The following is a 25,126-nucleotide window of genomic DNA, read 5'->3' as shown; positions in this document are numbered from 1 at the left end:
GCTCGGTACAACCTCGCTGAAGCGGGCGCCGTGGCGCCCGGAAAATTAATGGCTGAGGGCCGCCTGGACGGCGATCTCGACCAGGATGTTCTCGGCCGCCAGGCTCGATTCCACGGTGGCCCTGGCCGGCAGTGCGTCTTCCGGTACCCAGGCATCCCAGGCGGCGTTCATCTGGGCGAAGTCCTGCACCGCGTGCTTGAGCCAGACCTGGGCGAACAGGATGCGGCTCTTGTCACTGCCGGCTTCGGCCAGCAGTTCGTCGATGCGGGCCAATACCTGGCGGGTCTGGCCCTGGACATCCTGGCTGCGGTCGGCGGCGACCTGGCCGGTGACGTAGACGATGCCGTTGTATTCCACGGCGTGGCTCAGGCGTTTGCCGTTGGGCTGGTAGCGTTTGATGGTCATGCTGGCCTCTCTTCAGGGGTCGGTGCGGCCGAGGTATTCGGCCGGTTTCAAGAAATCGCGGGCGAACGAAACCCGTGACGGCGATCAATCGCCGTCGGGCAGGTTCAGTTCACAGGTTCAGGCAGCGGCCACCCCGGCGGGCGGCCGTCAATCAGCCAGGCATGCGCCGCAGGCTGCGGGCCGCACTGGAAATGGCGCGGGCGGCATTGATCACCTTGGGTGCCAGTTCGCGCCGGGCGTCCTCGAGGTTCCAGCGGCTGAACGGCACCGCCACGTTGACCGACCCCAGGGGGTAGCCGGCGGCATTCACCACCGCTGCCGCGACGCTGATATCACCGGCGTAGTACTCCTCGTTGGCGTAGGCATAACCCTCAGTGCGTGCCTGCTCGATCACCGCCTGCAGTTGCCCGAGGTCGGTCACGGTGTTGGCGGTGTAGGCCTGGCGGTTGGACTGTTCGAGGATCGCACCGGACTCCGCCGCCGGCAGCGCCGACAGGTAGGCGCGCCCCGCCGCCGTGCAGTACATCGGCAGGCGCCGGCCCAGGGGAATATGCAGCGAGATCTGCTTGTGGCTGGGGAAGCGCGCCACGTAGAGCATGTCCAGGCCGCAGGGCTCCAGCAGGTTGCAGCTCTCTTCGATATCGCGGTTGAGTTCATGCAGGTACGGGTTGGCGCGCTCGATCAGGTCGCTGGTCTGCAAGTAGCCGGTGCCCAGGTCCAGGGACATGGGTGTCAGCCGGTAGCGCTTGGTATCCGGCTCCTTGCACAGGTAGCCCAGGGCCTCGAGGGTGAACAGTGAGCGTTGCACCGTGCTCTTGTTGAGCCCGGTGGCCTCGGCGATTTCCGCCGGGCTCATGCTCGGCTGCCCGGCGCGGAAGATCGCGATAATGGCCAGCCCCTTGGACAGCGCAGTGACAAACAGCGGGGATTCTTCAGGTGTGGTCATCAGGCAACAAATCCTTGATTGAGTGTGACTGCCGCGTCTGGGGCGCGGCTAAAAGCCGGACAGTGTGCAGGATACTGGCTGCCCGCGTTCATTCGAAGTGGCTCAGGACAATTCCCGGTTCGAGCACTGGGCAATTGCGTTGAAAACGGTCGACCGCGAACGGCTGCATGCGCTCGTCCACCACCCCGGTGACCAGGGCCCTGGCCAGCAACTCGCCAGCGGCCGGCGCGCCGGCATGTCCATAACACCAGCCGGCGCTCAGGTGCAGCCCGCCCAGGTGCGGGTGGGCGCCGAGCAGCGGCCCGAAGTCCTTGGAGATATGCACCAGCCCGGCCCATTGCCGCAGGATCCGCGCCGCCCCCAGTTGCGGGAACATTTCGGCGTAGGCCTTGGCCGTGGCGGCCATCACCGGCACGTCGGCGCCGAGGCTGACTTGCGGGCGCTCGGCCACTTCGGCGCCGCCCACCACTTCGCCACGGGCGGTCTGGTGCATGTAGCAAAGGCGGTCGAGCAAGGCCACCGCCGGGCCGATCAGGGCCCGGGTCGGCTCCAGGGCCATGGCCTCCAGGCGCATCGGGTAGCCTTCCAGCGGCACCCCGGCCATGTCCGCCAAGGCATTGCTCTGGGCGCCGCCGGCCAGGACCAGGGTGTCGCAGGCAATCCGCTGCTGGCCGACCCACACCCCTTCCACCTGGCCGTCGCGACGGTCGATGGCGCTGACTTCAGTGCGATAGCGCACATCCACTCCCCGGGCCTGACAGGCCTTGAGGTAGCCATGCATCGCCGCATGATGCGGCGCCACCCCGCTGTCGGGCAGGTGCAACGCGGCGCTGACCCGTTCATGGGCCAGGGCCGGCAGAACCTTGCGCAAGCGCCCGGGGCTGAGCATTTCCGAGTCTATGCCGCAGTCACGGTGGACCTGCAGCGTGCGCTGCAGCAACTGGGCAGTGGCCTCGCGCTCGCCGACCATGGTGTAGCCGCGGCGGGAGAACATCACGTTCTGCCCCAGGCGCTTGGACAGCCCCAGCCACAGGCGGTTGGAGTGGGCGAAAAAGCGCGTCCATTCCGGCGAACTGAAGGCACCGCGGATCAGCGTGCCGTTGCGCCCGGAAGCCCCGCCCTGCCAGTAGCCGGCGTCGAGCACCAGGATGTCGCGCACCTTGAGTTCGGCCAGGTTGAACGCCAGGGCCAGGCCCTGGATGCCGCCGCCGACAATCACCACCGACGCCTGGCGCGGCAGCTTGCTTGATTCCGTCATTGCAAAGGCTCCACCACATCCACCAGCCCCGCCGCCTGGGCCACGGTCAGGCTGCGCCTGGGTGGGCGCAGGGTCGGTCGGGCCAGGGCCTGCAACGGCAGACCGCTGCGGGCGCTGACAAAGGCGCGCAAGGCATCCCAGCACGGCTGTCCCTGGCACGGGCCCATGCCGCAGGAGGTCAGGCGCTTGATCACTTCCAGGTCGACGATGCCCTCATCGATCAGCGCCGCGACCTCCTTGCCTGACACGTCCATGCAGGGGCACAGCAGCAGCGGCTCAAGATCACTGACCGGCAATACCTGGTCGGCCCGCGCCGCGCGGCCGATGCGCTGGAAGCGACTGTTGCCGCTGCGCAACTGGCCCAGGCCGTGGGCCGCGCTCTGAAATTCCAGGCTGGCCTCCTGCAACCAGGGGCCGACGTGCACGAAGGCATCACAGACAATCGGCTGGTCGAACATGACGCTCTCCACCGCATGCCGGCCCTTGATGCAACGCAAGCCCTCCAGGCTCTTGACCGCCACCACCGTCACCCCGAGCTGACGCAGGCGTTCGGCGACCTGGGCTTCCTGGCCGGTGCCGGCCACCACTACCGCGCGCCCTGGTGCCACTGCGCATTCATGGGCCAGGGCCAGGGCGCAGCGGGCGTCCATCACCCCCGGTAGCCAGGCCCCCGGCACCAACGGCGGACAACTGCGGCTGCCGGTGGCCAGCAGCACCTCGCCGGCACTCAGGGCCACGGCACCCTGACTCGGGTCCTGGGGCGCGGCCAACAACAAGTCGCCGTCGCGATAGGCGCCAAACACCTCGACCCCGTACAGGGTGCGCACCGCCGCCGCCACCTCGGGCACCCGCTGCCCGGCCGCCTGCAACCCGCGCCCAGGACCAGGGCCACGGGACACCAGCAACACATCCCGCCCCTGCTCGGCCGCCGCATTGGCCGCCGCGCACCCGGCAGGGCCGGCGCCAATCACCAGCACCTCGCAGCTCAGGGCCCGCGCCTGGGGCAATGTCTGGCCCGCCAGGCGCGCACGGTCTGCCGGCCGGGCTACGCCGGCCAGGAACGCGAGCAGGGCTTCCCACACCTGAAACAGCCGGTTGCCACTGGGGATCAGGTTGCTGTGCTCGAAGCCGCCCTGGATCCAGCCCGACGGGATCCAGCGCGCCAGGCGCAACAGGTCGAAACCGGCGCTGGGCCAGCAATTCTGCATCTCGGCCCGCAGCCCGGCGCGCACCCGGACCTGATCCAGGCGCACATTGGGCACGCCATCGACCCGCGCCAGCACGCCATTCACGTAACTGCCCGACAGGCCCATGGGCCGGTGCGACTTGCGGGTCCAGGCCAGGGTGCGAACGCCGTTGGCCAGCAAGGCCGCGGCCAGGTGCTCACCCGGCCGGCCCTGCAGGGCGTGGCCATTCCAGAAAAACTCCACCGCCTGCTGCGCACCGTGGGCCAGGCGCGGACACGGCCGGCTCATGGCTGCGCCCTCTTCTTGGCCCGGCTCTGGGCCGTGAGGCTGATGGCCAGCATGATGATCGAGAGCAGGGTCATCAGCGTCGCCACCACCGCGATCACCGGGTCGATTTCCGAACGCAGCGAACTGAACATCTTGCGGGTCAGGGTCGAGGTGTCGCCGCCGCTGATAAACAGCGAAATCACCGCCTCATCCAGGGACACGGCAAAGGCGAACATCGCCGCGCCGATCACCGAAAAACGGATCTGCGGCAGGGTCACGTCAAAGAACGCCCGCAGCCTGGTGGCGCCGAGGATGCACGCCGCGTGTTCCTGGGTCATGTCATAGGAACGCAGCCCGGCCTCGACGTTGATGATCACGTAGGGCAAGGCCACCAGGGTATGGGCCAGCACCAGGCCGAACAGGGTGTTGTTCAGCTCCAGCCGCGCATAGACGAAGAACAGGCCGATGGCGGTGAAGATCACCGGCACGATCATCGGTGCCAGCATCAGCCCGCGCAGCAGCGCGGTGAAGCGCTTGCCACTGACATGCAGGGCATAGGCCGCCGCCGTGCCGAGGCTGGTGGCGATGAGCATGGTCAGGGTCGCGGTGAACAGCGAGATACGCGTCGCACTCTGCCACTCAAGGGAGCCGAAGTAATTGAGGTACGACTGCCAGCCCAGGGACTTGGGCGGGAAGCTCAGGTAGCGCGCATCCGACAGCGACATCGGCAGCACGATCAAGGTCGGCGCAATCAAAAACACCATCGCCAGCAGCATGAACAGGTAGAGCCAGCTGCGCTTGGCCTCGCGGACCAGGTTTCGGGATAGACGGGACATGGCTTCACTCACTCCGCTGACGAAGGCCGGCGACCTTCTTGACCAGGTACATCAGGGCCAGGGTCGCCAACAACAGAATCACCCCCAGGGACGAGGCCGCGCCCCAGTTGGCGTACATCGATACGTCGCTTTCGATGCGCATCGACAGCATCTGCACCTTGCCGCCGCCGAGCAGTGCCGGGGTCACGTAGAAGCCCAGGCTGAGGACGAACACCAGGGTCGCGCCAGCGGTCAGCCCCGGCAGCGACAACGGCAGGAACACATCACGAAAGGCCCGCGCCGGCGAAGCGCCGAAGGTGGCGGCGGCCTGCTGGTAGATCGGGTTGATGCTCTTCATCGCCGCATACAGCGGCAGGATCATGTACGGCAGCATGATGTGGGTCATGCCGATCACCGTGCCGGTGAGGTTGTGCACCAGGGCCAGGGGCGTGTCCACCAGGCCCAGGCCGAGCAGCATTTCGTTGACCAGGCCACGGCGTTGCAGGATCACCAGCCAGGCGTAGGTGCGCACCAGCAAGGAGGTCCACAGCGACACCAGGAGCAAGGCCATGGCCAGGTTGGCCAGCAGGCGCGGGCCGTGGACCATGCAATAGGCGTAGGGGTAGCCGATCACCACGCAGATCGCGGTGACGATAAAACTCACGCTGAATGTCTGGCTGAAGGCCAGGGTGTAGATCGGCTGCAGCAGGCGGCTGTAGTTCTCGGTGGTCCACTGACCCTCGGCGTCGAACAGCGACAGGCCAAACAGCCAGCCGATCGGCAGCACAAAGGTCACCAGCACCAACAGCAAGGCCGGCAGCCCCGGGCTCAGCAGCCACCAGCCATGGCGGCGCCCGGCGCGTTGCAATTGCTGGCGATGGGGGGCCTCGCCAGGGTTGAGGGCCAGGTTCATGGCGCGTCCCCCACCACCAGGGTGTCCATCGGGTGCAGGCCCAGGCGTACCTGTTCACCACGCTGCGGCAAGCGCTCGACCTCGGAGCTGCGGGTCGGGCGGCGGATCGAGACTTCGGCGCCCTGCTCCAGGGTGATCTGGATCAGTTGGCTGTCGCCCTGGTAGATCACATCGCGGACCTGGCCTTGCAAGCCGTTGAAACCTGGCGTGTCGGCGCCGATAAATTGCAGTTTTTCCGGGCGCACCACCAGGTTCGGGTTAAGCAGCGGGCCTGCGGGCGGCGTGCATTGCAACTGCGATTCGCCGAGCCACACCGCGCCATCGCGGACCTGCACCGGCAGGCATGAGGACTCGCCGACAAACTCGGCGATAAAGCGGTTGGCCGGGCGCTCGTAGAGGTTTTGCGGGGTGTCGATCTGCTGGATGCGGCCCTTGGTCATCACCGCGATGCGATCGGACAGGGTCAGGGCTTCGCGCTGGTCGTGGGTCACATAGACCACGGTCATGCCCAGGCGCTCGTGCAGACGGCGGATCTCCAGTTGCATGGTTTCCCGCAGGCGCTTGTCCAGGGCCGACAGCGGTTCGTCCATCAGCAGGATCTTCGGTTCAAAGACAATCGCCCGCGCCAGGGCGATGCGCTGGCGCTGGCCACCCGACATTTCATCGATGCGCCGCTCCACCAGGTGATCGAGTTCCACCGTGGCCAGGGCTTCGTGCACCCGACGGCGGATGTCCTCGCGCTTGTAGCCTCGCAGCTTGAGCGGATAGGCCACGTTCTGGAACACGTTCATATGGGGAAACAGCGCGTAGTTCTGGAACATCATCCCCACGTCGCGCTTGTGCGGCGGTTCGAAGACCATCTCGCGGCCACCGAAGCGAATGCTGCCGCTGTCGGGCTGGACGAACCCGGCCAGGGCCATGAGCAAGGTGGTCTTGCCCGAACCGGACGAACCCAGCAGGGAGATGAACTCGCCACTGCGGATGTTCAACGACACATCGTCCAGGGCGGCAAAGGCACCGTAGGTCTTGGTCAATCGCTCGATGTCGATGGCGATCGACTGGCTTTTTTCTTGGGACATAGTCAACTCAGCGCAAGGTAAAGGCTCAACTTCAGGGCCGCCAACCACGCGGCCCGCAACCTCCCCGGCGGCCTGGGCCAGCGGGGAGTCGAGCATGAATCAGTTCTGGATAAACAGGTCGAAGCGGCGTTGCAGCTCGGCCTGGTTGTCCACCCACCAGACCGGGTCGAACATCGCCACCTTGTCGATGTTGGCCGGCGCGGTGGGCAGCGTGGCCGCCATCTGCGCAGGAATGATCCCGGTGTCGTAGGCCTTGCTGTTGATCGGCGGGTTGGGGATCAGCATCACCAGCCGTGCCTGGCTCTCTGCGGACATGATCTGGCCGATCAGCTTCATCGCCAGTTCCTTGTTTGGCGCGCCCTTGGGCACCACCACGCAATCGTAGTCCAGCAGCGCCTGGTCGTAGGTGTAGTCGACCGCTTCGCCGCCCTGTTTCAGCTCATTGACCCGCGAAGCCCAGATCGACAGGAAGTCCACTTCACGGCTGCGCAGCAACTGTGCAGAATCGCTGCCGCTGCGCCACCAGTTCACCACTTGCGGCTTGATCCTCTCCAGCACCTTGAACGCCCGCTCGACGTCCAGCGGGTAGAGGTTTTTCGGCGCCACGCCATCGGCCATCAGCGCCAGTTCCAGGGTGGTGAACGGTTGGCGGTACAGCGAGCGCGCGCCCTTGAAATTGGGATCGAAGAACTCTTTCCAGTTCTTGGGCACCGCCTTGCCGGTGTCGGTGGCCCAGGCCATGACCGTGGAATAGGCATTGCTGGCGATCCAGTTCTTGCCGTACAGCCCCTTGGCCACGCCCGAGGTGTCGATCACCGAGAAATCCAGGGGTTCGGTCAGGCCCTGGCGCTCGGCCAGCACGCAATCGTTGGAGGCCAGTTCCACCACATCCCACTGCGGCTTGCCGGACAGCACCTGGGCACGCACGGCGGCCAGGCCATCCATGTTGTCCTCCTTGATGGTCACGCCCAGGGCCTTGGCCGCGGGTTCCAGGTAGGCCTTGCGCTCGGCATCCTGCAGGGCCCCTCCCCAGCCCGCGAAGGTGATGCTCGGGGCGGCCTGGGCGGCGCCGATGCACAGCAGTGAAAGGGTCAAGGCGCTGATGGTTCTGGTGCTGGCGGTGATCTGCATTGGGTGTATTCCCTGGGTCGTTGTCAAAGGACAGGCAACAGCTGAAACGCGGGCGTCCTGCCCTCCAATCGAACTCGATCCTGATTTTTATTCTGGGTATCGCCGGTGTCGCGGGTACTCAATCGTTGAAATTCAGCATCACATGCCGCACGCAGGTGTAGTCCTCCAGGCCATAGACGCTGAGGTCCTTGCCGTAGCCGGATTGGCGCTGGCCGCCGTGGGGCATTTCCGTGGCCAGGGTCATGTGATCGTTGACCCACACGCAACCGTACTGCAATTGGCTGGAGGTGCGCAGCGCACGCTTCACGTCGCGGGTCCAGACCGAGGCCGAGAGACCGTACTCGCTCTGATTGGCCCAGGCCATGACTTGCTGTTCGTCGTCGAAGCGGGTGACGCTGACCACCGGGCCGAAGACTTCCTTCTGCACGATTTCATCTTCGTGGCGCACTCCGGCAATCAGGGTGGGGGCGTAGAAGAATCCGGGGCCATCCACCACCGCGCCGCCCACCAGCACTTCGGCATGGGCCAGGCCACGGGCACGCTCGACGAAGCCGGCTACCCGCTGTTGCTGGCGGCGGCTGATCAAGGGCCCGAAATCGCTGCTCGGGTCGGTGGGGGCACCGGTCTTGAGCGTGGCAATGTTCGCGCTCAGGGCTTCGACAAAGCGGTCATGGATTGCATCGGCCACATACACCCGGCAGGCAGCCGTGCAGTCCTGGCCGGCGTTGTAATAGCCGCCGGTGCGCAACATGTTCACCGCAGCGTCGATGTCGGCATCGGCAAACACCAGCACCGGCGCCTTGCCCCCCAGTTCCAGGTGGGTGCGTTTCAAGTTGCTCGCCGCCGCCCGCACCACCGCCTGCCCGGTGGCGATATCGCCGGTGACCGAGACCATGCGGATCTTCGGGTGGCTCGACAGCTGCTCGCCCAGGCTGGCGCCGCGCCCGGAAAGGATATTGACCACCCCGCGCGGGAAGATCTCGGCGCACAACCGGGCCAGGTACAGGGCACTCAGGGGCGTCAGTTCCGATGGCTTGAACACCAGGGTATTGCCGGCGGCCAGGGCCGGCGCGAGTTTCCAGGCGGCCATCAGCAGCGGGTAGTTCCAGGGTGCGATCAGCCCGACCACCCCCAACGGATCGCGACGGATCATGCTGGTGCGCCCCGCCACATACTCCCCGGCGGCACTGCCCGACAGGCAGCGGCTGGCCCCGGCAAAGAAACGGAACACATCGGCCACCGCCGGCATTTCATGGCCTATGGCTTTTTGCAACGGCTTGCCGCAGTTCTGGCTTTCCAGGGTGCCCAGGGCCTCGGCGTGGCGCTCGATGGCATCGGCCAGCTTGAGCAGCAGCGCGGCACGCTGGCGCGGCGGGGTCGCGGCCCAGGCCGGAAAGGCCCGTTCGGCGGCGTCCACGGCCTGGTCCAGCTGTGCCGGAGTGGCTTCGGCAATGACGGCCAGTTGGCGCTCATCGGCCGGGGCGATTACCCGCTCTTCGGCACCCAGGCCCGGGACCAACTGACCATCAATCAAAAACTCACGGTAGATCATGACAAGCTCCAGAAAAATGACCCGCCTCAGCGGGCGTCTTGAAAGCGATACCAGCTGTAGGCCAGGCGTTGGCCCAGGCGCAGGAACGGCTGGAAGGGAAAGCGTTGTGGCACCTGGTGCAGGAAACTCGCGGCACTCGGCAGGCCAGTGCCCATCACCATGTCCGCCAGGCGCTGGCCGGCGTGCAGCGAAAACGACACGCCGCTACCGGCATAACCACCGGCGCTGAACACTTGGTCCAGGTCCGGCACCTGATAGATGTAGGGCAGCGAGTTCTGGCTCACCGCGACCCAGCCGCCCCAGCCGTAGTCCACTGGCACCTGGCCGAGCACCGGGAACTTGCGCCGCAGGGAGTCGAGGAGGAACTGACGGTGCACCGGGTTCTCGGCCTCGCGCCCGGTCACGGCGCTGCGCCCGCCAAACAGCAGGCGGTTGTCCGGCAGGCGGCGGTAGTAGAACAACAGGTTGCGCGTATCGAACATGCAGTCAGTGGACGGCAGACTGTTGCGCACCTGCTCGGCGGATAACGGCGCGGTGACGATGATCTGCGAATGCACCGGCAGTACCCGGCCGGCCAGTTGCGGATGCAGGTCCGACGAGGTGTAGCCGTTGGTGGCCACCACTACTTTGCGGGCCCGCACCACACCGCCCGGGGTCACCAGCAGGTGGCCCTTGGCGTCACTGCTCCAGCCGGTCACCGGCGACGCCACGTGAACCCTGGCCCCGGCGGCGCGGGCCATGCGTTGCACGCCCCAGGCCAGTTTCAACGGGTGCATGGCAAAGCCGTCGGGCATGCGCAGCGCACCAAAGGATTCGGCCCCGGCATGGGCGCCCTGCAATTGCTCGGCCCCGACAAAATGCGCGGGGTAACCCAGCACCTCGTTGTACAGCCCGGCCTCGCGCTTGAGGCTTTCGGTGTGGGCGGCCTTGGTCGCCACTTTGTACACCCCGTCGGGCTGCACGTCGCACTCGATCCCGCCCTCGGCGATCAGACGCTTGACCGTGGCCAGGCCCGCCTGCATTTCGCCGAAGTAGGCCCGGGCGGTGTCCTTGCCGTAGCGGCCGATCAATTCCGCCAGGGGCACACGGCCGCCGGATATCCGCGCAAAACTGCCATTGCGCCCGCTGCAGCCCCAGGCCGTGGTGTTGGCCTCCAGCACCAGCACCTGGGCGCCGTGATCCCGGGCCAGGTGCAGGGCACAGCTGAGGCCGGTATAGCCGGCGCCGATCACCGCCACGTCGACGTCCAGCGGCCCGGTGACCGGGCCGTCATCCGCCGGCGCCTGGCCGGCGGTATCGACCCAATAGGAAGCGGAGTGAGCTTCGCCCGTGCCGGGATGGGAATGCACCAATGGATCGTACATCTGGCCTCGCATTATCGCTGTGCGATATCAACTAATCGGTTTTTAACAGACTAGAAGCGAATACCGATATCGGTCAACGATTATTTTTAACAATTTTCCCCGCTGTCGATTTCGAAAATCGCATTGACAGGCAATCAAATAACCATAAGACTTGACTTTATTCGATTTTTAATTATCGCAATGCGATATTTAACAGCGAATCAGCGACCTCGATGACGCCTGAACAATAATAAATTTACGTTTCGCCACCTTGTGCCAGCCTGCCAACCACCCCTGTATCTGGGCTGACGGCTGCCCGAAACGCACCTCATAGGAAAATCGATATGAAACTGTCCCCTCTTTCCCTTCCCCGCTGCATCGCCGGCTGCCTGCTGTTGAGCGCGCACCTGAGCGCCGGCGCCGCCACCCTGACCTTCTCCGGTTGGGGCGGTGCCCTGCAGGACGCCGAGCGCAAGGCCTACCTGCAACCGGCCGCCGAGGCCCTGGGCATCACCATCAAGGAAGACAGCATGGATGGCCTGGCCGCGGTGCGCGCCCAGGTGCTGTCGGGCAAACCTAAGTGGGACATCGTCGAACTGGGCAGCATGGAATGCGCCCAGGCCCAGCGCGAAGGCCTGTCCGAACCCCTGGACTACAGCGTGATCGGCACCGATGGCGTGGATAAAAACGTGGTCGGCCAGAACTGGATCGGCACCCACGCCTACGCCACGGTGGTGGCCTGGGCCAATGACACTGGCAAACCGGTGGCAAAAACCTGGAACCAGTTCTTCGACCCTTCGGTAAAAGGCGCCCGCGCCCTGTACCGGCAACCCTGGCTGACCATGGAAGCCGCACTGCTGGGCGATGGCGTGGCCCCGGACAAGCTCTACCCGCTGGATGTGGAGCGAGCGTTCCGCGCCCTGGAGCGGATCAAGCCGCAAGTCGCCAACTGGTGGAGCGCGGGCGCCGATTCCGCGCAATTGCTGCGCAGCCGCGAGGTGGATTTCCTGGCGATCTGGAATGGCCGGGTCAACGACGTCAAGCATGACGACGCCAATGTCGACTATAGCTTCGACGGCGCCTTGCTCAGCCACGACTGCCTGATCGTGCCCAAGGGCGCGCCGAACAAGGCACTGGCGATGCAGGTGATCAACCAGATCATGAGCGCGAAAAGCCAGGCCATGCTCGCGACCTTTATTCCTTACGCGCCGGTCAACAGCCATGCCTACCAGACGGGGCTGATCAGCGAAGAGCTGTCCAAGCGCCTGCCGACCTCGCCGCAGAACGCCTCGCGCGTGGTGATGGTCAACCCCGACTGGTGGGTCGATAACCAGGACGCCATGCAGAAGCGTTTTGCCCTGTTCGTCGCCCAGTAAGCCCGCCCTCCACTCTCGAACGATCCGGCAGCCCAGGCGGGCTGCCCTTGAAACACAGGGGAACACCATGAGCAACACCATGAAGGCTGCCGTACTGCACCGTGTCGGCGAAGCGTTGAGCATCGAGCAGGTGCCGATTCCAGTACCCGGGCGCGGTGAAGTGCTGATCAAGGTGGTCGCCTGCGGCGTGTGCCACAGCGACCTGCACGCCATCGACGGCGACTGGTCTGAGCTGCCCCTGCTGCCGTTGATACCCGGCCACGAGATCACCGGGCACGTGGTGGCTCAGGGCGAGGGCGTGCAGCAACCGGCGATTGGCGAAGCGGTGGGCGTACCGTGGATGTACAGCGCCTGCGGCACCTGCGAGTACTGCCTGGCGGGCATGGAAACCATCTGCGCCCACCGCGAATCCACCGGCTACAGCCAACCCGGCGGCTACGCCGAATACATGCTGGCGCCAGCGGCGTTTGTCGCGCGGATTCCTGACGGCGTGGACCTGTATGCCATGGCGCCGATTCTGTGCGCCGGGGTCACCACGTATCGCGGGCTGATGCGCTCCAGAGCCCGTCCCGGGCAATGGGTGGCGGTGCTCGGCATTGGCGGCCTGGGGCACGTGGCAGTGCAATACGCCAAGGCCATGGGCTTTCGCGTGGTGGCGGTGGACGTCTCGGCCGACAAACTGGAGCTGGCCCGCAGCCTGGGCGCCGACCGCCTGATCAACGCCCGGGAAGAGCCAGTGCAGGCGATCAAGGAGCAACTCGGCGGGGTCCACGCGGCCCTGGTCACGGCAGTGGCCAACGCCGCCTTCGAACAGGCCGTGGGCATGCTGCGCCCGGGCGGCACCGCCGTCTTCATCGGCTTGCCCGGCGGCGACGCCGACACCGTGCGCGCCTCGATCTCGGCCATCAGCGGCTGGGAACTGACCATCACCGGCTCCAACATCGGTACCCGCCAGGACCTCAACGAAGCGGTGGCCTTCGCCGCCCGGGGCCAGGTCACGGCGCAGATCGTCACCGAGCCGCTGGAAGCAATCAACCAGATATTCGAGCGCATGCGCAAAGGGCAACTGGTGGGGCGCACGGTGCTGAAAATCGCCTGAGCATCCCCCCTCCCCCCAACGCAAAACGCCGTTTGCCCCGAGTGAGCAAACGGCGTTTTTTTCGGCCGCCGGGCGCGCCATTGCGGCGCGCCCGGCAGGCACTCAGTGCGGTGCGCGGGGGATGGTCTTGAGCAGATCCTGGGGGCTGATATGGCCGACCACTTGCTCGTTGACGCTGCCCGGCAACGGCAGGCCGAGGATGTGGCCCTTGATCTTGCCGATCACGTGCATTTCGCACGGCTTGCAATCGAACTTCAGGGTCAGCACTTCATCGCCGTGCACCAATTGCATCGGCGCGACCTTGGTCCGCACCCCGGTCACACCCTTGGCCTGTTTCGGGCACAGGTTGAAGGAGAAACGCAGGCAGTGCTTGGTGATCATCACCGGCACTTCGCCAGTTTCCTGGTGGGCCTCGAAGGCGGCATCGATCAACTTCACCCCGTGACGGTGGTAGAAGTCGCGGGCCTTCTGGTTGTAGACGTTGGCCAGGAACGACAGATGCGCTTCCGGGTACACCGGTGGCGGGCTGGTCTCGGCTTTGCGGCTACCCCGTGGGTGAGCCTCGATCCGCGCGGCGGTCAGGGCTTCGATGACTTCCCGGCGCTGGGCCTTGAGCTGGGAGTTGGGAATGAAGAACGCCTGAGGCGCATCCAGCTTGATCCCGGTGGCGTGATATTGGGTGGTGCCCAGTTGGCCCAGCAGGTCCTGCAGTTGTTCCAGGGCCTGCTCCGGCTTGTTGGCCACGCCGAACGGGCCATCCAGCACCACGCTGGCGCTGACACCCTCCTCGCTGGTGGCGCTCAGCTCCAGGCGCTCTTCGCGCAACTGCACCGTCCAGGCCAGGCCTACCCGACGCTCGGCGGAGGTCTTGACCAACGCCTGCTGCCAGTTGTGGTCCAGGTTGCGGCTCAGGGGATGCAAGGGCCGCAGGCGGTGCAGGCCTTCGGGCATCTCATTGGGTTCGACGCGATAGCGGTAGCGTTTCTCGCCGTCTTCCTCGAATTCGCCCTTGGCCTCGGCGATGTTGGCGCGAAAGCCCACCACCTCACGCTTGACCTGCACATTGAGGCCGTCGCCGTTGGACAGTGGCTCGCGGGTCACCACCTGCAAGTCACGCTTGCCGACTTTTTCCACCACGCCCACCAGCAGGCCGGTGAAGGTCGGCGAGTCGAAGGCGCCGATGTCGATCTTGCGCTCGCTGACGAAGTAGTCGGTGCTGCCACGGTGGAAGGTCTTGTCCGGGTCGGGCACGAAGAAGTGCGCGGTGCGCCCGCTGGAGGCCCGGGCCAGGTCCGGGCGGTCTTCGAGCACGGCGTCCAGGCGCTGCCGGTAATAGGCGGTGATGTTCTTCACGTAGCCCATGTCCTTGTAGCGGCCTTCGATCTTGAACGAACGCACGCCGGCCTCCACAAGGGCGCGGATGTTGGCGCTCTGGTTGTTGTCCTTCATCGACAGCAGGTGTTTCTCGTAGGCGATGACCCCGCCCTGCTCATCCTTGAGGGTGTACGGCAGGCGGCAGGCCTGGGAGCAGTCGCCACGGTTGGCGCTGCGGCCGTTCTGCGCGTGGGAGATGTTGCACTGCCCGGAAAAGGCCACGCACAAAGCACCGTGAATGAAGAACTCGATGGCCGCGTCGGTCTCGTCGGCGATGGCGCGGATCTCTTGCAGGTTCAGTTCGCGGGCCAGCACCAGTTGCGAGAAGCCGGCCTGGTCGAGGAACTTGGCCCGGGCCAGGGTGCGGATATCGGTCTGGGTGCTGGCGTGCAGCTCGATCGGCGGAATGTCCAGCTCCATCACCCCCAGGTCCTGGACGATCAGCGCATCGACGCCGGCATCGTACAGTTGGTGGATCAGCTTGCGCGCCGGCTCCAGCTCGTTGTCGTGGAGGATGGTGTTGATGGTGGTGAACACCCGGGCATGGTAGCGCCGGGCGAACTCCACCAACTGGGCGATATCGCTCACTTCGTTGCAGGCGTTGTGCCGTGCGCCGAAGCTGGGGCCACCGATGTACACGGCGTCGGCGCCATGCAGGATGGCCTCGCGAGCAATAGCCACGTCACGGGCGGGGCTGAGCAATTCCAGGTGATGTTTAGGCAGGGACATAATTTTTTTAGTCAGGCTGGTCACGGTCGAGGCGTGCATTGTAGCGGCCAAATGCGCGACCGGCACCCGTGTGCTGCCAGGTGGCGGTCACGCCTTGCGCGCAACCGCCGAAACCCTCGGTGAATCAGGCCTTGGCGGCCATGGCGGTGACTTCCACCCGCATGCCTTCGACCGCCAATGCCGCCACGCCAACGGCGGCGCGCACCGGCCAGGGCTTGGCGAAGAAACGCTGGTAAACCTCGTTGAATGCGCCGCGGTCGGCCATGTCGGTGAGGTAGATGGTCAGGTGCAGGACCCGGTCCATGGAGCTGCCGGCCTTCTCCAGTGCGACTTTCAACGCTTGCAGGGTGCATTCGCTTTGCCGGGTGATGTCCCCCAGCTCCAGGCTGCCATCGGCATGGGTCGGGATCTGGGTCGAGACCAGCAGGCCGCCGAAACCGGCAACGTCGGAGGAAATGGAGTCCGCGTCAGGATCGGGAATAAAGGTGATGTCGTGGTGGGCCATGGGCTGCTCTTGTTCAAGGAGTGGGTAAGGAAAAATCTGCGCGGCAGTTTACCGCCCCGCGCCGGGCTGTTGTCCAATCGTCGGTCGACCCCACCGTACAGCCAGCCTCCGACCTGGCAAAACGCCCCCACCGGTGCTGGCCGATAGGGGCGTTGGCGCAGCCGGGGTGGAGCGCCTCACCGCGCTAGACGATCGCGGGAAAGCCCTCGACGCTGTCCGGCCACGGGGTCAGGATTTCGAAACCCTGGTCGGTCACCGCCACCATGTGCTCCCACTGGGCCGAGAGCGAGTGGTCCTTGGTCACCACGGTCCAGGCATCGGCCAGGGTCTTCACGTGGCGTTTGCCGGCATTGAGCATGGGTTCGATGGTAAAGATCATCCCGGCTTTCAGCTTCAGGCCCTGACCCGGGTAGCCGTAGTGCAGCACCTGGGGCTCGTCGTGGTAGATCTTGCCGATGCCGTGGCCGCAGTATTCGCGCACCACACTGAAGCCGTCGCGTTCAGCCACGCTCTGGATCGCATGGCCGATATCGCCCAGGGTCGCGCCCGGGCGCACGGTGCGGATGCCGGCGCACATCGCCTCGTAGGTGGTGGCGACCAGGCGCCGCGCCTCGGGGCTGGGCTCGCCGACGAAATACATGCGGCTGGTGTCGCCGTACCAGCCGTCCTTGACCACGGCGATGTCGATATTGACGATATCGCCGTCCTTGAGCACCCGGCCCGAAGGAATGCCGTGGCACACCACCTCATTGACCGAGATGCACACGGTCTTGGGGAAGCCGTGATAACCGATATTCCCGGCAATCGCCCGCTGCACGTTGACGATGTAGTCATGGCAGATCTGGTCCAGCTGATCGGTGCTGACCCCGGCCTTGACGTGGGGCGTGATCATGGCCAGGACTTCGGCGGCCAAGGTGCCGGCCACTTTGGACTGGGCCACTTCCTCGCGCGTCTTCAACACGACTTTGCCATTCATGGGCGGGCACCCCCGACGGCACGCATGGTGGCGCCGCGAGACGTCTCCGCCAGCTCGCTCAGTTGCTTGAGGTCGAGGCCACCGGCCTGTTCAGCGCGGATCAGCAAGCGGCAGATACCGCTGTGGTCCAGGTCCGGGTACAGCTCGGCGAGCATGCCGATGCGCATCCAGTGCTCGGCCTGGGCATTGATCGAACGGCTGAGGGCATGGCTGGCGACGCGCAGATTCTCATGCATGGCGTCTGAAATTTTGACGATTCCCACAAACATCACCTGATACGAAGTGTATATGTTTCGTATATTGCCTGATGGCAGTACGCAATTGCAATTGCGCTGCAATCTGCCCGAGCTGCAGCGCTGGGCACCGCTGCCAAACGAGGCGCTCCCCGAGCATTCGATTAAATCGAATGCTCCCTTGAGTTTTTAGTATTTGTCGATTGCTCCCCCGGGTCTTAGTCTCTCGATCCATACCGGCCTGCGCTCGCCGCGCAGCCTTGGAGATGCCAGCCCCACGGGCTCGACCGATCGGCATCCGGAACAATAAAAAACCAGCATTGGCCGCACACGCGGCGCCCTGACTCGTCTGCCATAACTACAACATTGCAAGAGCGCCAGAGAGCGAGAGGAACCTACCCATGCAATTCCAGTTTCTGTTACCCACCAAAATCGTCATGGAGCCCGGCCTGCGCCAGCGCACCGGCGAATACCTGACCGGCCTCGGCTTGCGCCATGTGCTGCTGGTCACCGACCCGGGGGTCAAGAACGCCGGCCTGCTCGACAGCATCTACGCCAGCCTGGAGCAGGCCGGGATCCGCTATGATGAGATCGCCGACGTCAAGCCCAACCCGCGCAGCGAAGACGTCAACCGTGCCGCCGAGCTGTACCGCGGCAAGGGCATCGACGGCGTGCTGGCCGTCGGTGGCGGCAGCGCGATGGACGCGGCCAAGGCCATCAGCGTGCTGCTGACCCATGAAGGCCGGGTCGAAGACTATGAAGGCGCCTTTACCCTCAAGGGCCCGGTGCTGCCGATCGTGGCGATTCCGACCACTGCCGGCACCGGCAGCGAAGTGACCTTCTTCTCGGTGATCACCGACACCCGCCGCCAGTTCAAGATGAGCCTGCTCGACTACCGCATCGGCCCGGTCCTGGCGCTGCTCGACTCGGACATCACCGCCACCCTGCCGCCGCACATTGCCGCCGCCACCGGGATGGACGCCCTGACCCACGCCATCGAGGCCTACACCGGCAAGCCGGCCAACCCCATCAGCGACGGCCTGGCCCTGCATGCCATCCGCCTGATCGCGCAGCACCTCAAGCCCGCCGTGCAAGAGCCGGACAACCGCGAGGCCCGGGAACAGATGCTGATCGCCAGCCTGATTGCCGGCATGGCCTTCGGCAACGCCGACATCGCCAGCGTGCACTGCATTTCCGAAGCCATCGGCGGCATGTACGACACTCCGCACGGGGTCGGCAATGCGATCTTCCTGCCGTTTGTGTTCAGCCATAACCGCGACGCCGACCTGCGCCGCCACGCCGATGTCGCCTACGCCCTGGGCATCGACCCCAACCTGAGTGCGGTGGCTGCAGCCGAAGCGGCCGTGGAGCAGTTGTTCTGCATGAACCGGGAGCTGGGCATCCCGCGTTTCGCCGATGTGGCCGGGGTGCGCGAAGAAGACTTCCTGGCCATCGCGCAGAAGTCCAAAAGCAATATTTCCGATGCGAGCAACATCAAAGACATGTCCGTCGAGAGCTACCTCGATGTGATCCGCGCCGCCTACAACTACTCAGCTTGAGGCCAGACCCATGAGCGCATCGACTTCCTCTCCTCATCTGCGCCGGACCCTCGGGCCGGTCTCAGTGCTGCTGTTCGGCCTGGCCTTCATCGCTCCGCTGATCGTATTCGGCACCTACGGCGTGATTGCCCAGGCCAGCCAGAACACCGTGGCGCTGTCCTACGTGGTGGCGTCCATCGGCGTGATCTTCACCGCATTGAGCTACGGTCGCCTGGTGCGGGTGTTCCCCGCAGCCGGCTCGGCCTACACCTACACCCGCAAGATGCTCAACCCCAACATCGGCTTCATGGTCGGTTGGGCCGCCCTGCTCGATTACTTCTTTATCCCGATGCTGATCTGGCTGCTGGGTGCGAGCTACCTGAGCCTGGCCTTTCCCGATGTGCCGCAGTGGTGCTGGATCACCGGTTTCATTGTCTCCACCACCCTGCTCAATATCCTCGGGATCCAGGTCGCCAACCGTTTCAACATCATCCTGATGCTGATCCAGCTGACGATCATCGCGGTCTTCATCGGCCTGTGCTGGCACTACGTGGCGGCAATCAACGGCCCGGGCGGACTGCTCTCGGTCAAGCCGTTCTTCAACGTCGACGTGCCGTTTTCGGCGACCATGGCGGGCGCGGCCATCGCGGCCTATTCGTTCCTCGGTTTCGATGCGCTGTCGACCCTGAGTGAAGAAACCGTCGAGCCGGAACGCACCATTCCCCGGGCGATCCTGCTGGTGGCCCTGATTGGCGGCAGCCTGTACATCGGTTCCTCGTACTTCATGTACCTGGCACACCCGGCGGGCGTGTTCGAGAACATCGACGGCGCAGCCTTCGAAATCGCCAAGACCATCGGTGGCGACCTGTTCTTCGGCGTGGTCCTGACCGGCATCATCATTGCCCACTTCGCTGCCGGTCTGTCGTTCCAGGCCAGTGTCGGGCGCCTGCTGTATGCCCTGGGCCGCGACAACCAGTTGCCGCAAAAGCTGTTCGGCGTGCTCCACCCGCGCTACAAGACCCCGGTGTTCAACATCATGCTGTCCGGTGCCTTTGGCCTGGTCGGGTTCGGCCTGACCATCGCCACCGCCACCTCGCTGGTGAACTTCGGCGCCTTCCTGGCCTTCACCGCCGTCAACCTGTGCGCGCTGAAACTGACCTTCGACCGCAAGGTCGGCGACAAGGCCGGCGTGCTGCGCGGGGTGCTGTTCCCCCTGGCCGGCGCCTTCACCTCCGGCTGGATGCTGATCAGCCTGGACCAGGACGCGCTGATTCTCGGCTGCTGCTGGGTCCTGCTGGGCCTGGTGTACCTGGCCTGCCGCACCCGCCTGTTCAGTGTTGCGGTGCCGGAACCGGCGCTCTGACCCCCTTCTTCCAAGCCCCCCTGTAACGGCCCCTTCATGCGCATGCTCCATGCGCCTGCCGGGGCAGTTGCGACTTTTTCAAGGCGGCGGCCTCCCCCGCCCCACAGGAGAATCCATGCAAACCTGCCTGCTGATCAATGGCCAACTCATCGCCGGTGAAGGCGAAAAACTGTCGGTGCTCAACCCGTCCCTGGGCACCACCCTGGTGGAAATCCCCGAGGCCAGCCTGGCCCAGGTCGACGCCGCGGTCTGCGCCGCCGACGCCGCCTTCGACGCCTGGTCCCAGACCACGCCCAAGGACCGTTCGCTGCTGCTGCTGAAACTGGCCGACGCCATCGACGCCCACGCCCAGGACCTGGCGCGCCTGGAATCCGACAACTGCGGCAAGCCCTACGCCGCCGCGCTGAACGATGAGCTGCCGGGGGTCGCCGACGTGTTCCGCTTCTTCGCCGGCGCCAGCCGCTGCCTGCAAGGCAGTGCTGCCGGCGAGTACCTGGCGGGCCATACCTCGATGATCCGCCGCGACCCGGTGGGCGTGGTGGCCTCCATCGCGCCCTGGAACTACCCGCTGATGATGGCCGCCTGGAAACTCGGCCCGGCCCTGGCGGCCGGTAATACCGTGGTCCTCAAGCCGTCCGAGCAGACGCCATTGACCGCGCTGAAGCTGGCCGAATTGATGGCCGGGATCTTCCCGGCCGGCGTGGTCAACGTAGTCTTCGGCCGTGGCCCGAGTGTCGGCGCGCCCCTGACCAGCCATCCCAAGGTGCGCATGGTGTCGTTGACCGGCTCGGTGGCCACCGGCAGTCGGATCATCGCCGGCACCGCCGACAGCGTGAAGCGCATGCACATGGAACTGGGGGGCAAGGCGCCGGTGATCGTGTTCGACGATGCCGACATCGACGCCGCCGTCGAAGGCGTGCGCAACTTCGGTTTCTACAATGCCGGCCAGGACTGCACCGCCGCCTGCCGCATCTACGTGCAAAAAGGCATCTATCAGCAGTTCGTGCAAAAGCTCGGCGCCGCCGTGGCCAGCCTCCAGTACGGCCTGCAGGACGACCCGAACACCGAGCTTGGGCCCTTGATCACCCGCCAGCACCTGGAGCGGGTCGAGGGCTTTGTGCAACGTGCCCGCGAGCTGTCCCATATCGAGGTGGTGACCGGTGGCCAGCGCGTTGACGGCCCGGGTTTCTTCTTCGAGCCGACGGTGCTCGCCGGCGCCCGCCAGGACGACGAAGTGGTGCGCCATGAAATCTTCGGCCCGGTGGTTTCCGTGACCGAGTTCGACGACGAAGCCCAAGCCCTGGCCTGGGCCAACGACTCCGACTACGGCCTGGCCTCCTCGGTGTGGACCGCCGATGTCGGCCGCGCCCACCGCCTGGCCGCACGCCTGCAATACGGCTGCACCTGGGTCAACACGCACTTTATGCTGGTCAGCGAAATGCCCCACGGCGGCGCCAAGCTCTCGGGTTATGGCAAGGACATGTCGATGTATGGCCTGGAGGACTACACCACCATCCGCCACGTGATGTTCAAGCACTAGGTTGCCGGGCAAGATCCGGCAGCGGCACCCACGCTGCTGCCGGCCGGGCAAAGGCCGCAGCCCTGCGGCCCTCCCTGAATAACCGAACCTGGCGTGGGCATTGCGCCCGACGCCAGGTGTCGGCGCGGCCTTTCAGAGCGCCGAAGGTTTGATCAACGACCGGTACTGGTGAGGTTTGCGCATCAGCACCAGGTCCTTGCGCCGCACCACGTTGGTGGCATAGCCGCTGGCCAGGTTGCCGGTATCGATACTCGCCACCGCCACCCCACGGGTCGTCTCCACCAGCGCTTCTTGCCGGGGAAAGGCGAAGGTGTCCGGGCCGAATACGCCGCTGGCGCCGAAGCTGCCGCTGGCCGCGTCCTGGCTGTTGGCAAAGGCGAAATACAGATTGTTCTCGCCCCCGCGTACCCGCCCCAGGTGCCAGTGATACGCGTCTGCCCCCATGGGGATCGGTGCCTGCTGCGGTATCTGGCTGCCGGCATGGGCACCCGGCACCGGCCCGCTCAGCGCCGCCGGGCAGGCAATCAGGTCGCAACCCTTGAGCGCCAGGATCCTGCCGGCTTCCGGCACCAGGGCATCGTCGCCCAGCAACAGGCCGACCCGCGCGAAGGGCAGATCGTAGGTGCACCACTGCCCGCCCGCCTCGGCCCAGCGCCGATCCTGCGCGCTGAGGTGGATCTTGCGATAGCTGCACAGCAGGCCCTCGGGCCCCACCAGCACTGCCGTGTTGTAGAGCTGCCCCTGGTGCGCTTCCACCAGGCCGGCGACCAGGTACAGGTCGAGGCTGCCCGCCAGCTCAATCAACCCGGCCACACTCGGTCCGTCCAGGGGTTCGGCCATCTGCGCGCCAGCAAAGGGCCCGCTCAGCGACAGTTCCGGCAGCACCAGCAGGCGCGCTCCGGCACGTTGCCCCTCATGGGCCAGTTCGCGGATGCACCCCAGGTTCTCGGCTTTGTCCGGGCCGGGGTTGAACTGGCCGACGCCGACCTGGGCCACGCCACCGGCCGGCAGCGGCTCAAGGCCGTACAGGCGGAAAAAGTCCAGCGGGTTCCAGGTGTAGGAATTGTTCAGCAGTTCCTTGTACAGCGCCGGGCGCCGCAAGCCCTGGCGTGCCTGACGCTCGGCGCGCACCCGCGCCAGGTCGATCTGGCCCAGCACCACGCCGTCGCCGGTGTCGCGTGCGGCCTGTACCGAACCGTCGGGCTCGATGATGCAACTGCCGCCACTGAACTGCACCCCGCGCTCCAGACCCCAGCGGTTGCCCTCGATCAGGTAGCAGCCGTTTTCATAGGCGCGGTTGATCCAGTACGGCGCCGGGGTGCGCTCGGCCAGCCAGTTGCTCAGGTGGCAGATCACATCGGCGCCGGCCAGCGCCGTGACCCGCGCGGTTTCCAGGAAGTGGATGTCCATGCAGATCAGCAGCGCGATCCTGCCGATGGGGGTCTCGAACACCTGGTGCTCAAGGTCGCCGCACACCGCCCACTTGGGTTCAGAGATGTAGGGGTGCGTCTTGCGGTGCACCCCCACCAGCCCTTCGGGGCCGACCAGAAAGGCCGAGTTGTAGTACAGGTCGTCGACCGGGTCGACCTCCGGCATGCCGACGACGATGTGGCAGCCATGGCGCCTGGCCAATTCGGCGAAGCGCGCGCTGGTAGGCCCGGGGATTGGCTCCACATAGGGCGCGACCTCTTCGCGGCTTTGCCAGCAGTAGCCGGTGGTGGCCATTTCCGGGGCGACTATCAGCTGTGCCCCGGCCTCGGCCGCCTCTTCCACCAGCGCGTACAGGCGCTCGATATTGCCTTGCTTGTCGAACAGGGTCGGCTCGAACTGAACCGCCGCGACGTTGATCGATGCTGTGCTCATGGGTCGTTTCTCCGTGATTCAGGCTTGCGCCGCCAGCCCGTCCGGGCGCGGCCCCTGGTAGTCCTGCGCCGGGCGCCAGGTGGTAGGCATGTCCTGGGGGAAGGTCTTGAAATAGTAACGGCCACGGGTCGCCACGGTGAAGGCCACGTGAAGCAGCGGGCCCACCAGCATGGCGATGAACGAGGCGTAATACAGCGGATAGGCGCCGAGAATGCCCGCCGCGCCGATGGCCACCGCGACCAGCAGCGAAATCACGCCGCAGGGGTTCCAGGAACGCAGGTATTCGCGGCGGAATTCGACAAAATCACTGGGCGCCAGGTTGAGCATTTTGCGGCAGACGAAATAGTCGGCGAGGATGATGAACACCCAGGTGTTGGTCAGGATCCCGGTGATCGCGAGGAAGGTCCCGGTGTATTGCAGGATATTGAAGATGTAGAACACCACCCCCAACCCCCACACCAGCACCATCCACCACTGCCGGCCCGGGCGGTAGTTGAAGGCCATGTCCATGGTGTTGGACAGCGCGATCGACCCCGAATAGAGGTTCATCACGTTGATCCGGATCTGGGTGATGATGGTGAAGATCACCCCCACCAGGGCAATCACGAACGGAAACACGAAGCCCGGATCCAGGGCCAGGGCAAAGGGATCACCGCTCTGGATATGCGGCATCAGGGTGTAGGCCAGGAATGCGCCGCAGAGCATCACCGCGACAATCGGGATCAGCATCCCGAGCATGATGGTGGCGGTGCCCTTGTGGCTGATCCCGGGTTTGGCGAAGCGCCCGTAGTCGGTGGCCAGCAGGCCCTGGAACACAATCTGCCCGTTGGCCATGTTCATCACCACCCACAGCGCGGTGCCGTCGACCTCGCCCCGGGCGAACCAGCCGCTGGGGCCGACCGCGTCGTAGTTGTGGGTCAGTTGATAGAGGCAGAAGCCGAACAGCAGGATGAAGATCGGCACGCCCCAGGTCTGCAGGAACTGCATCGACGACATGCCCTTCCACACGAACCAGATGGTCACCAGGCCGATGCTGGCAAAAATCAGCACGCCCTTGAACGAATCCACCTCGACCCCGGCATAGTGCGCGATCGCATGGGAAACGATGGTGCCCTCGAACAGGAAGTAGAAGATGAAGTTCACCGCGTAGATCAACGAGGTGAACGCCGAGCCCAGGTAACCGAAACCCAGCCCCCGGGTCAGCAGGTTGAGCGATAGCCCTTCCTTGCTCGCCAGTTTCATGATGCAGGCACCGATGATGGTCGCCAGCACCACCATGTAGCCGATGGGCAGCAACAGCGTCGGCCAGCCCACCTTGTAACTCATGTCAGCCCCCAGGCTGAACCAGAACATGGCCGTGGAGTTGCCCAGCAACACCAGGATGATCGCCGGGATCGGCCAGCGATAGCGGCTCGGCACCCGGCCGACGGCGTAGTCTTCCACTGCCTCGGCCTCAGTGATGTCCTGAGGCCCCTGAAACCACTCTTTGAACTTACTCATCTGCGTTTCCTTGTTGTTTTATGCGCGAAATGAACCAAGTCATGGGTATCTCCCTAAATGTCCGAAGCGGCTGGCTCAGCCAGAAAAATTGACGGTGCTCGACAGTTAGAAAAGGTGTTGCGGCCGCGCTGAGC

At 65.3% G+C, this 25,126-nt stretch carries 21 protein-coding genes; 5 read left to right on the top strand and 16 right to left on the bottom strand.

Annotated features, from left to right (window positions below):
* Positions 1-45: 45 nt before the first annotated feature.
* The 10 genes from AC19YX_RS23340 to AC19YX_RS23295 form a co-directional block, all read right to left on the bottom strand.
* The gene (locus tag AC19YX_RS23340; RefSeq protein ID WP_078469052.1) at positions 46-405 is read right to left on the bottom strand and encodes a RidA family protein; all 360 of its coding nucleotides are present in this window, start codon (positions 403-405) and stop codon (positions 46-48) included.
* Between the two features lie 151 nt (positions 406-556).
* Positions 557-1,351, bottom strand: a complete 795-nt coding sequence (locus AC19YX_RS23335; protein ID WP_078469051.1) for an IclR family transcriptional regulator — start codon at positions 1,349-1,351, stop codon at positions 557-559.
* An 88-nt stretch (positions 1,352-1,439) separates the two neighbouring features.
* Entirely contained in the window at positions 1,440-2,609 is a 1,170-nt protein-coding gene (locus tag AC19YX_RS23330; RefSeq protein ID WP_500607140.1) for an NAD(P)/FAD-dependent oxidoreductase, read from the bottom strand.
* Positions 2,606-4,084 carry a 2Fe-2S iron-sulfur cluster-binding protein gene (locus AC19YX_RS23325; protein WP_500607139.1) on the bottom strand — a complete coding sequence of 493 codons (1,479 nt, stop codon included), beginning with the start codon at positions 4,082-4,084 and terminating at the stop codon, positions 2,606-2,608. The genes AC19YX_RS23330 and AC19YX_RS23325 overlap by 4 nt, the downstream gene beginning before the upstream one ends.
* Positions 4,081-4,899, bottom strand: a complete 819-nt coding sequence (locus AC19YX_RS23320; RefSeq protein WP_020299019.1) for an ABC transporter permease — start codon at positions 4,897-4,899, stop codon at positions 4,081-4,083. The genes AC19YX_RS23325 and AC19YX_RS23320 overlap by 4 nt, the downstream gene beginning before the upstream one ends.
* Before the next feature lie 4 nt (positions 4,900-4,903).
* A complete protein-coding gene (locus AC19YX_RS23315; RefSeq protein WP_078469048.1) occupies positions 4,904-5,791 on the bottom strand; it encodes an ABC transporter permease in 888 nt (295 codons plus the stop codon).
* A complete protein-coding gene (locus AC19YX_RS23310) occupies positions 5,788-6,870 on the bottom strand; it encodes an ABC transporter ATP-binding protein (RefSeq protein ID WP_020299017.1) in 1,083 nt (360 codons plus the stop codon). Before AC19YX_RS23310 ends, AC19YX_RS23315 begins: the two co-directional genes overlap by 4 nt.
* Positions 6,871-6,969: 99 nt before the next feature.
* On the bottom strand, positions 6,970-8,001 hold the full coding sequence (locus AC19YX_RS23305; protein WP_500607138.1) for an ABC transporter substrate-binding protein: 1,032 nt from the start codon (positions 7,999-8,001) through the stop codon (positions 6,970-6,972).
* 118 nt (positions 8,002-8,119) lie between these two features.
* Positions 8,120-9,550 (bottom strand): gamma-aminobutyraldehyde dehydrogenase, encoded by a 1,431-nt coding sequence (locus AC19YX_RS23300; RefSeq protein WP_500607177.1) that lies wholly within the window; start codon positions 9,548-9,550, stop codon positions 8,120-8,122.
* 29 nt (positions 9,551-9,579) lie between these two features.
* Complete coding sequence (locus tag AC19YX_RS23295) at positions 9,580-10,917, bottom strand: NAD(P)/FAD-dependent oxidoreductase (RefSeq protein WP_500607137.1); 1,338 nt, start codon at positions 10,915-10,917, stop codon at positions 9,580-9,582.
* A 323-nt stretch (positions 10,918-11,240) separates the two neighbouring features.
* Between AC19YX_RS23295 and AC19YX_RS23290 the strand changes: the two genes are divergently transcribed.
* Together AC19YX_RS23290 and AC19YX_RS23285 are read left to right on the top strand one after the other, a co-directional pair.
* Positions 11,241-12,272 (top strand): ABC transporter substrate-binding protein, encoded by a 1,032-nt coding sequence (locus tag AC19YX_RS23290; protein WP_421546593.1) that lies wholly within the window; start codon positions 11,241-11,243, stop codon positions 12,270-12,272.
* Between the two features lie 67 nt (positions 12,273-12,339).
* A complete protein-coding gene (locus tag AC19YX_RS23285; RefSeq protein ID WP_078469042.1) occupies positions 12,340-13,371 on the top strand; it encodes a zinc-dependent alcohol dehydrogenase in 1,032 nt (343 codons plus the stop codon).
* A 102-nt stretch (positions 13,372-13,473) separates the two neighbouring features.
* On the opposite strand, the gene AC19YX_RS23280 is transcribed toward AC19YX_RS23285, so the two are convergent.
* From AC19YX_RS23280 to AC19YX_RS23265, 4 genes are all read right to left on the bottom strand, one after another.
* Positions 13,474-15,474, bottom strand: coding sequence for a peptidase U32 family protein (locus AC19YX_RS23280; protein WP_500607136.1), 2,001 nt, complete (start codon positions 15,472-15,474; stop codon positions 13,474-13,476).
* A 124-nt stretch (positions 15,475-15,598) separates the two neighbouring features.
* Positions 15,599-15,979 (bottom strand): RidA family protein, encoded by a 381-nt coding sequence (locus tag AC19YX_RS23275; protein WP_078469041.1) that lies wholly within the window; start codon positions 15,977-15,979, stop codon positions 15,599-15,601.
* Between the two features lie 184 nt (positions 15,980-16,163).
* Positions 16,164-16,955 carry a type I methionyl aminopeptidase gene (gene map, locus AC19YX_RS23270; protein ID WP_078469040.1) on the bottom strand — a complete coding sequence of 264 codons (792 nt, stop codon included), beginning with the start codon at positions 16,953-16,955 and terminating at the stop codon, positions 16,164-16,166.
* Positions 16,952-17,218 (bottom strand): ParD-like family protein, encoded by a 267-nt coding sequence (locus AC19YX_RS23265; RefSeq protein ID WP_078469149.1) that lies wholly within the window; start codon positions 17,216-17,218, stop codon positions 16,952-16,954. The genes map and AC19YX_RS23265 overlap by 4 nt, the downstream gene beginning before the upstream one ends.
* 371 nt (positions 17,219-17,589) lie before the next feature.
* Here AC19YX_RS23265 and AC19YX_RS23260 point away from each other — a divergent pair, with 371 nt between their 5' ends.
* From AC19YX_RS23260 to AC19YX_RS23250, 3 genes are all read left to right on the top strand, one after another.
* Positions 17,590-18,747 (top strand): iron-containing alcohol dehydrogenase, encoded by a 1,158-nt coding sequence (locus tag AC19YX_RS23260; protein WP_500607135.1) that lies wholly within the window; start codon positions 17,590-17,592, stop codon positions 18,745-18,747.
* Between the two features lie 10 nt (positions 18,748-18,757).
* Positions 18,758-20,089 carry an APC family permease gene (locus AC19YX_RS23255; RefSeq protein ID WP_500607134.1) on the top strand — a complete coding sequence of 444 codons (1,332 nt, stop codon included), beginning with the start codon at positions 18,758-18,760 and terminating at the stop codon, positions 20,087-20,089.
* 115 nt (positions 20,090-20,204) lie between these two features.
* A complete protein-coding gene (locus AC19YX_RS23250) occupies positions 20,205-21,629 on the top strand; it encodes a gamma-aminobutyraldehyde dehydrogenase (protein WP_201131230.1) in 1,425 nt (474 codons plus the stop codon).
* A gap of 132 nt (positions 21,630-21,761) precedes the next feature.
* Here AC19YX_RS23250 and AC19YX_RS23245 read toward each other — a convergent pair whose 3' ends face one another.
* Together AC19YX_RS23245 and AC19YX_RS23240 are read right to left on the bottom strand one after the other, a co-directional pair.
* Positions 21,762-23,492: a nitrilase-related carbon-nitrogen hydrolase gene (locus AC19YX_RS23245; RefSeq protein ID WP_500607133.1), complete on the bottom strand. Its 1,731-nt coding sequence runs from the start codon at positions 23,490-23,492 to the stop codon at positions 21,762-21,764.
* An 18-nt stretch (positions 23,493-23,510) separates the two neighbouring features.
* Positions 23,511-24,992, bottom strand: a complete 1,482-nt coding sequence (locus AC19YX_RS23240; protein WP_421546590.1) for a purine-cytosine permease family protein — start codon at positions 24,990-24,992, stop codon at positions 23,511-23,513.
* Positions 24,993-25,126: the final 134 nt, after the last annotated feature.

This window comes from Pseudomonas sp. MF09150 (genome assembly GCF_059862355.1).
The sequence above is the reverse complement of the archived record's forward strand: the minus strand, read 5'-3'. Positions and strand labels throughout refer to the sequence as shown.

Bases quoted from the DNA above. Each gene is read 5' to 3' on its own strand.
- AC19YX_RS23285 (WP_078469042.1), top strand. From the start codon at position 12,340: ATGAGCAACACCATGAAGGCTGCCGTACTGCACCGTGTCGGCGAAGCG.
- AC19YX_RS23340 (WP_078469052.1), bottom strand. From the start codon at position 405: ATGACCATCAAACGCTACCAGCCCAACGGCAAACGCCTGAGCCACGCC.
- AC19YX_RS23280 (WP_500607136.1), bottom strand. From the start codon at position 15,474: ATGTCCCTGCCTAAACATCACCTGGAATTGCTCAGCCCCGCCCGTGAC.
- AC19YX_RS23275 (WP_078469041.1), bottom strand. From the start codon at position 15,979: ATGGCCCACCACGACATCACCTTTATTCCCGATCCTGACGCGGACTCC.
- map (WP_078469040.1), bottom strand. From the start codon at position 16,955: ATGAATGGCAAAGTCGTGTTGAAGACGCGCGAGGAAGTGGCCCAGTCC.
- AC19YX_RS23320 (WP_020299019.1), bottom strand. From the start codon at position 4,899: ATGTCCCGTCTATCCCGAAACCTGGTCCGCGAGGCCAAGCGCAGCTGG.
- AC19YX_RS23255 (WP_500607134.1), top strand. From the start codon at position 18,758: ATGAGCGCATCGACTTCCTCTCCTCATCTGCGCCGGACCCTCGGGCCG.
- AC19YX_RS23260 (WP_500607135.1), top strand. From the start codon at position 17,590: ATGCAATTCCAGTTTCTGTTACCCACCAAAATCGTCATGGAGCCCGGC.
- AC19YX_RS23315 (WP_078469048.1), bottom strand. From the start codon at position 5,791: ATGAACCTGGCCCTCAACCCTGGCGAGGCCCCCCATCGCCAGCAATTG.
- AC19YX_RS23295 (WP_500607137.1), bottom strand. From the start codon at position 10,917: ATGTACGATCCATTGGTGCATTCCCATCCCGGCACGGGCGAAGCTCAC.
- AC19YX_RS23305 (WP_500607138.1), bottom strand. From the start codon at position 8,001: ATGCAGATCACCGCCAGCACCAGAACCATCAGCGCCTTGACCCTTTCA.
- AC19YX_RS23240 (WP_421546590.1), bottom strand. From the start codon at position 24,992: ATGAGTAAGTTCAAAGAGTGGTTTCAGGGGCCTCAGGACATCACTGAG.
- AC19YX_RS23245 (WP_500607133.1), bottom strand. From the start codon at position 23,492: ATGAGCACAGCATCGATCAACGTCGCGGCGGTTCAGTTCGAGCCGACC.
- AC19YX_RS23335 (WP_078469051.1), bottom strand. From the start codon at position 1,351: ATGACCACACCTGAAGAATCCCCGCTGTTTGTCACTGCGCTGTCCAAG.
- AC19YX_RS23325 (WP_500607139.1), bottom strand. From the start codon at position 4,084: ATGAGCCGGCCGTGTCCGCGCCTGGCCCACGGTGCGCAGCAGGCGGTG.
- AC19YX_RS23330 (WP_500607140.1), bottom strand. From the start codon at position 2,609: ATGACGGAATCAAGCAAGCTGCCGCGCCAGGCGTCGGTGGTGATTGTC.
- AC19YX_RS23310 (WP_020299017.1), bottom strand. From the start codon at position 6,870: ATGTCCCAAGAAAAAAGCCAGTCGATCGCCATCGACATCGAGCGATTG.
- AC19YX_RS23290 (WP_421546593.1), top strand. From the start codon at position 11,241: ATGAAACTGTCCCCTCTTTCCCTTCCCCGCTGCATCGCCGGCTGCCTG.
- AC19YX_RS23250 (WP_201131230.1), top strand. From the start codon at position 20,205: ATGCAAACCTGCCTGCTGATCAATGGCCAACTCATCGCCGGTGAAGGC.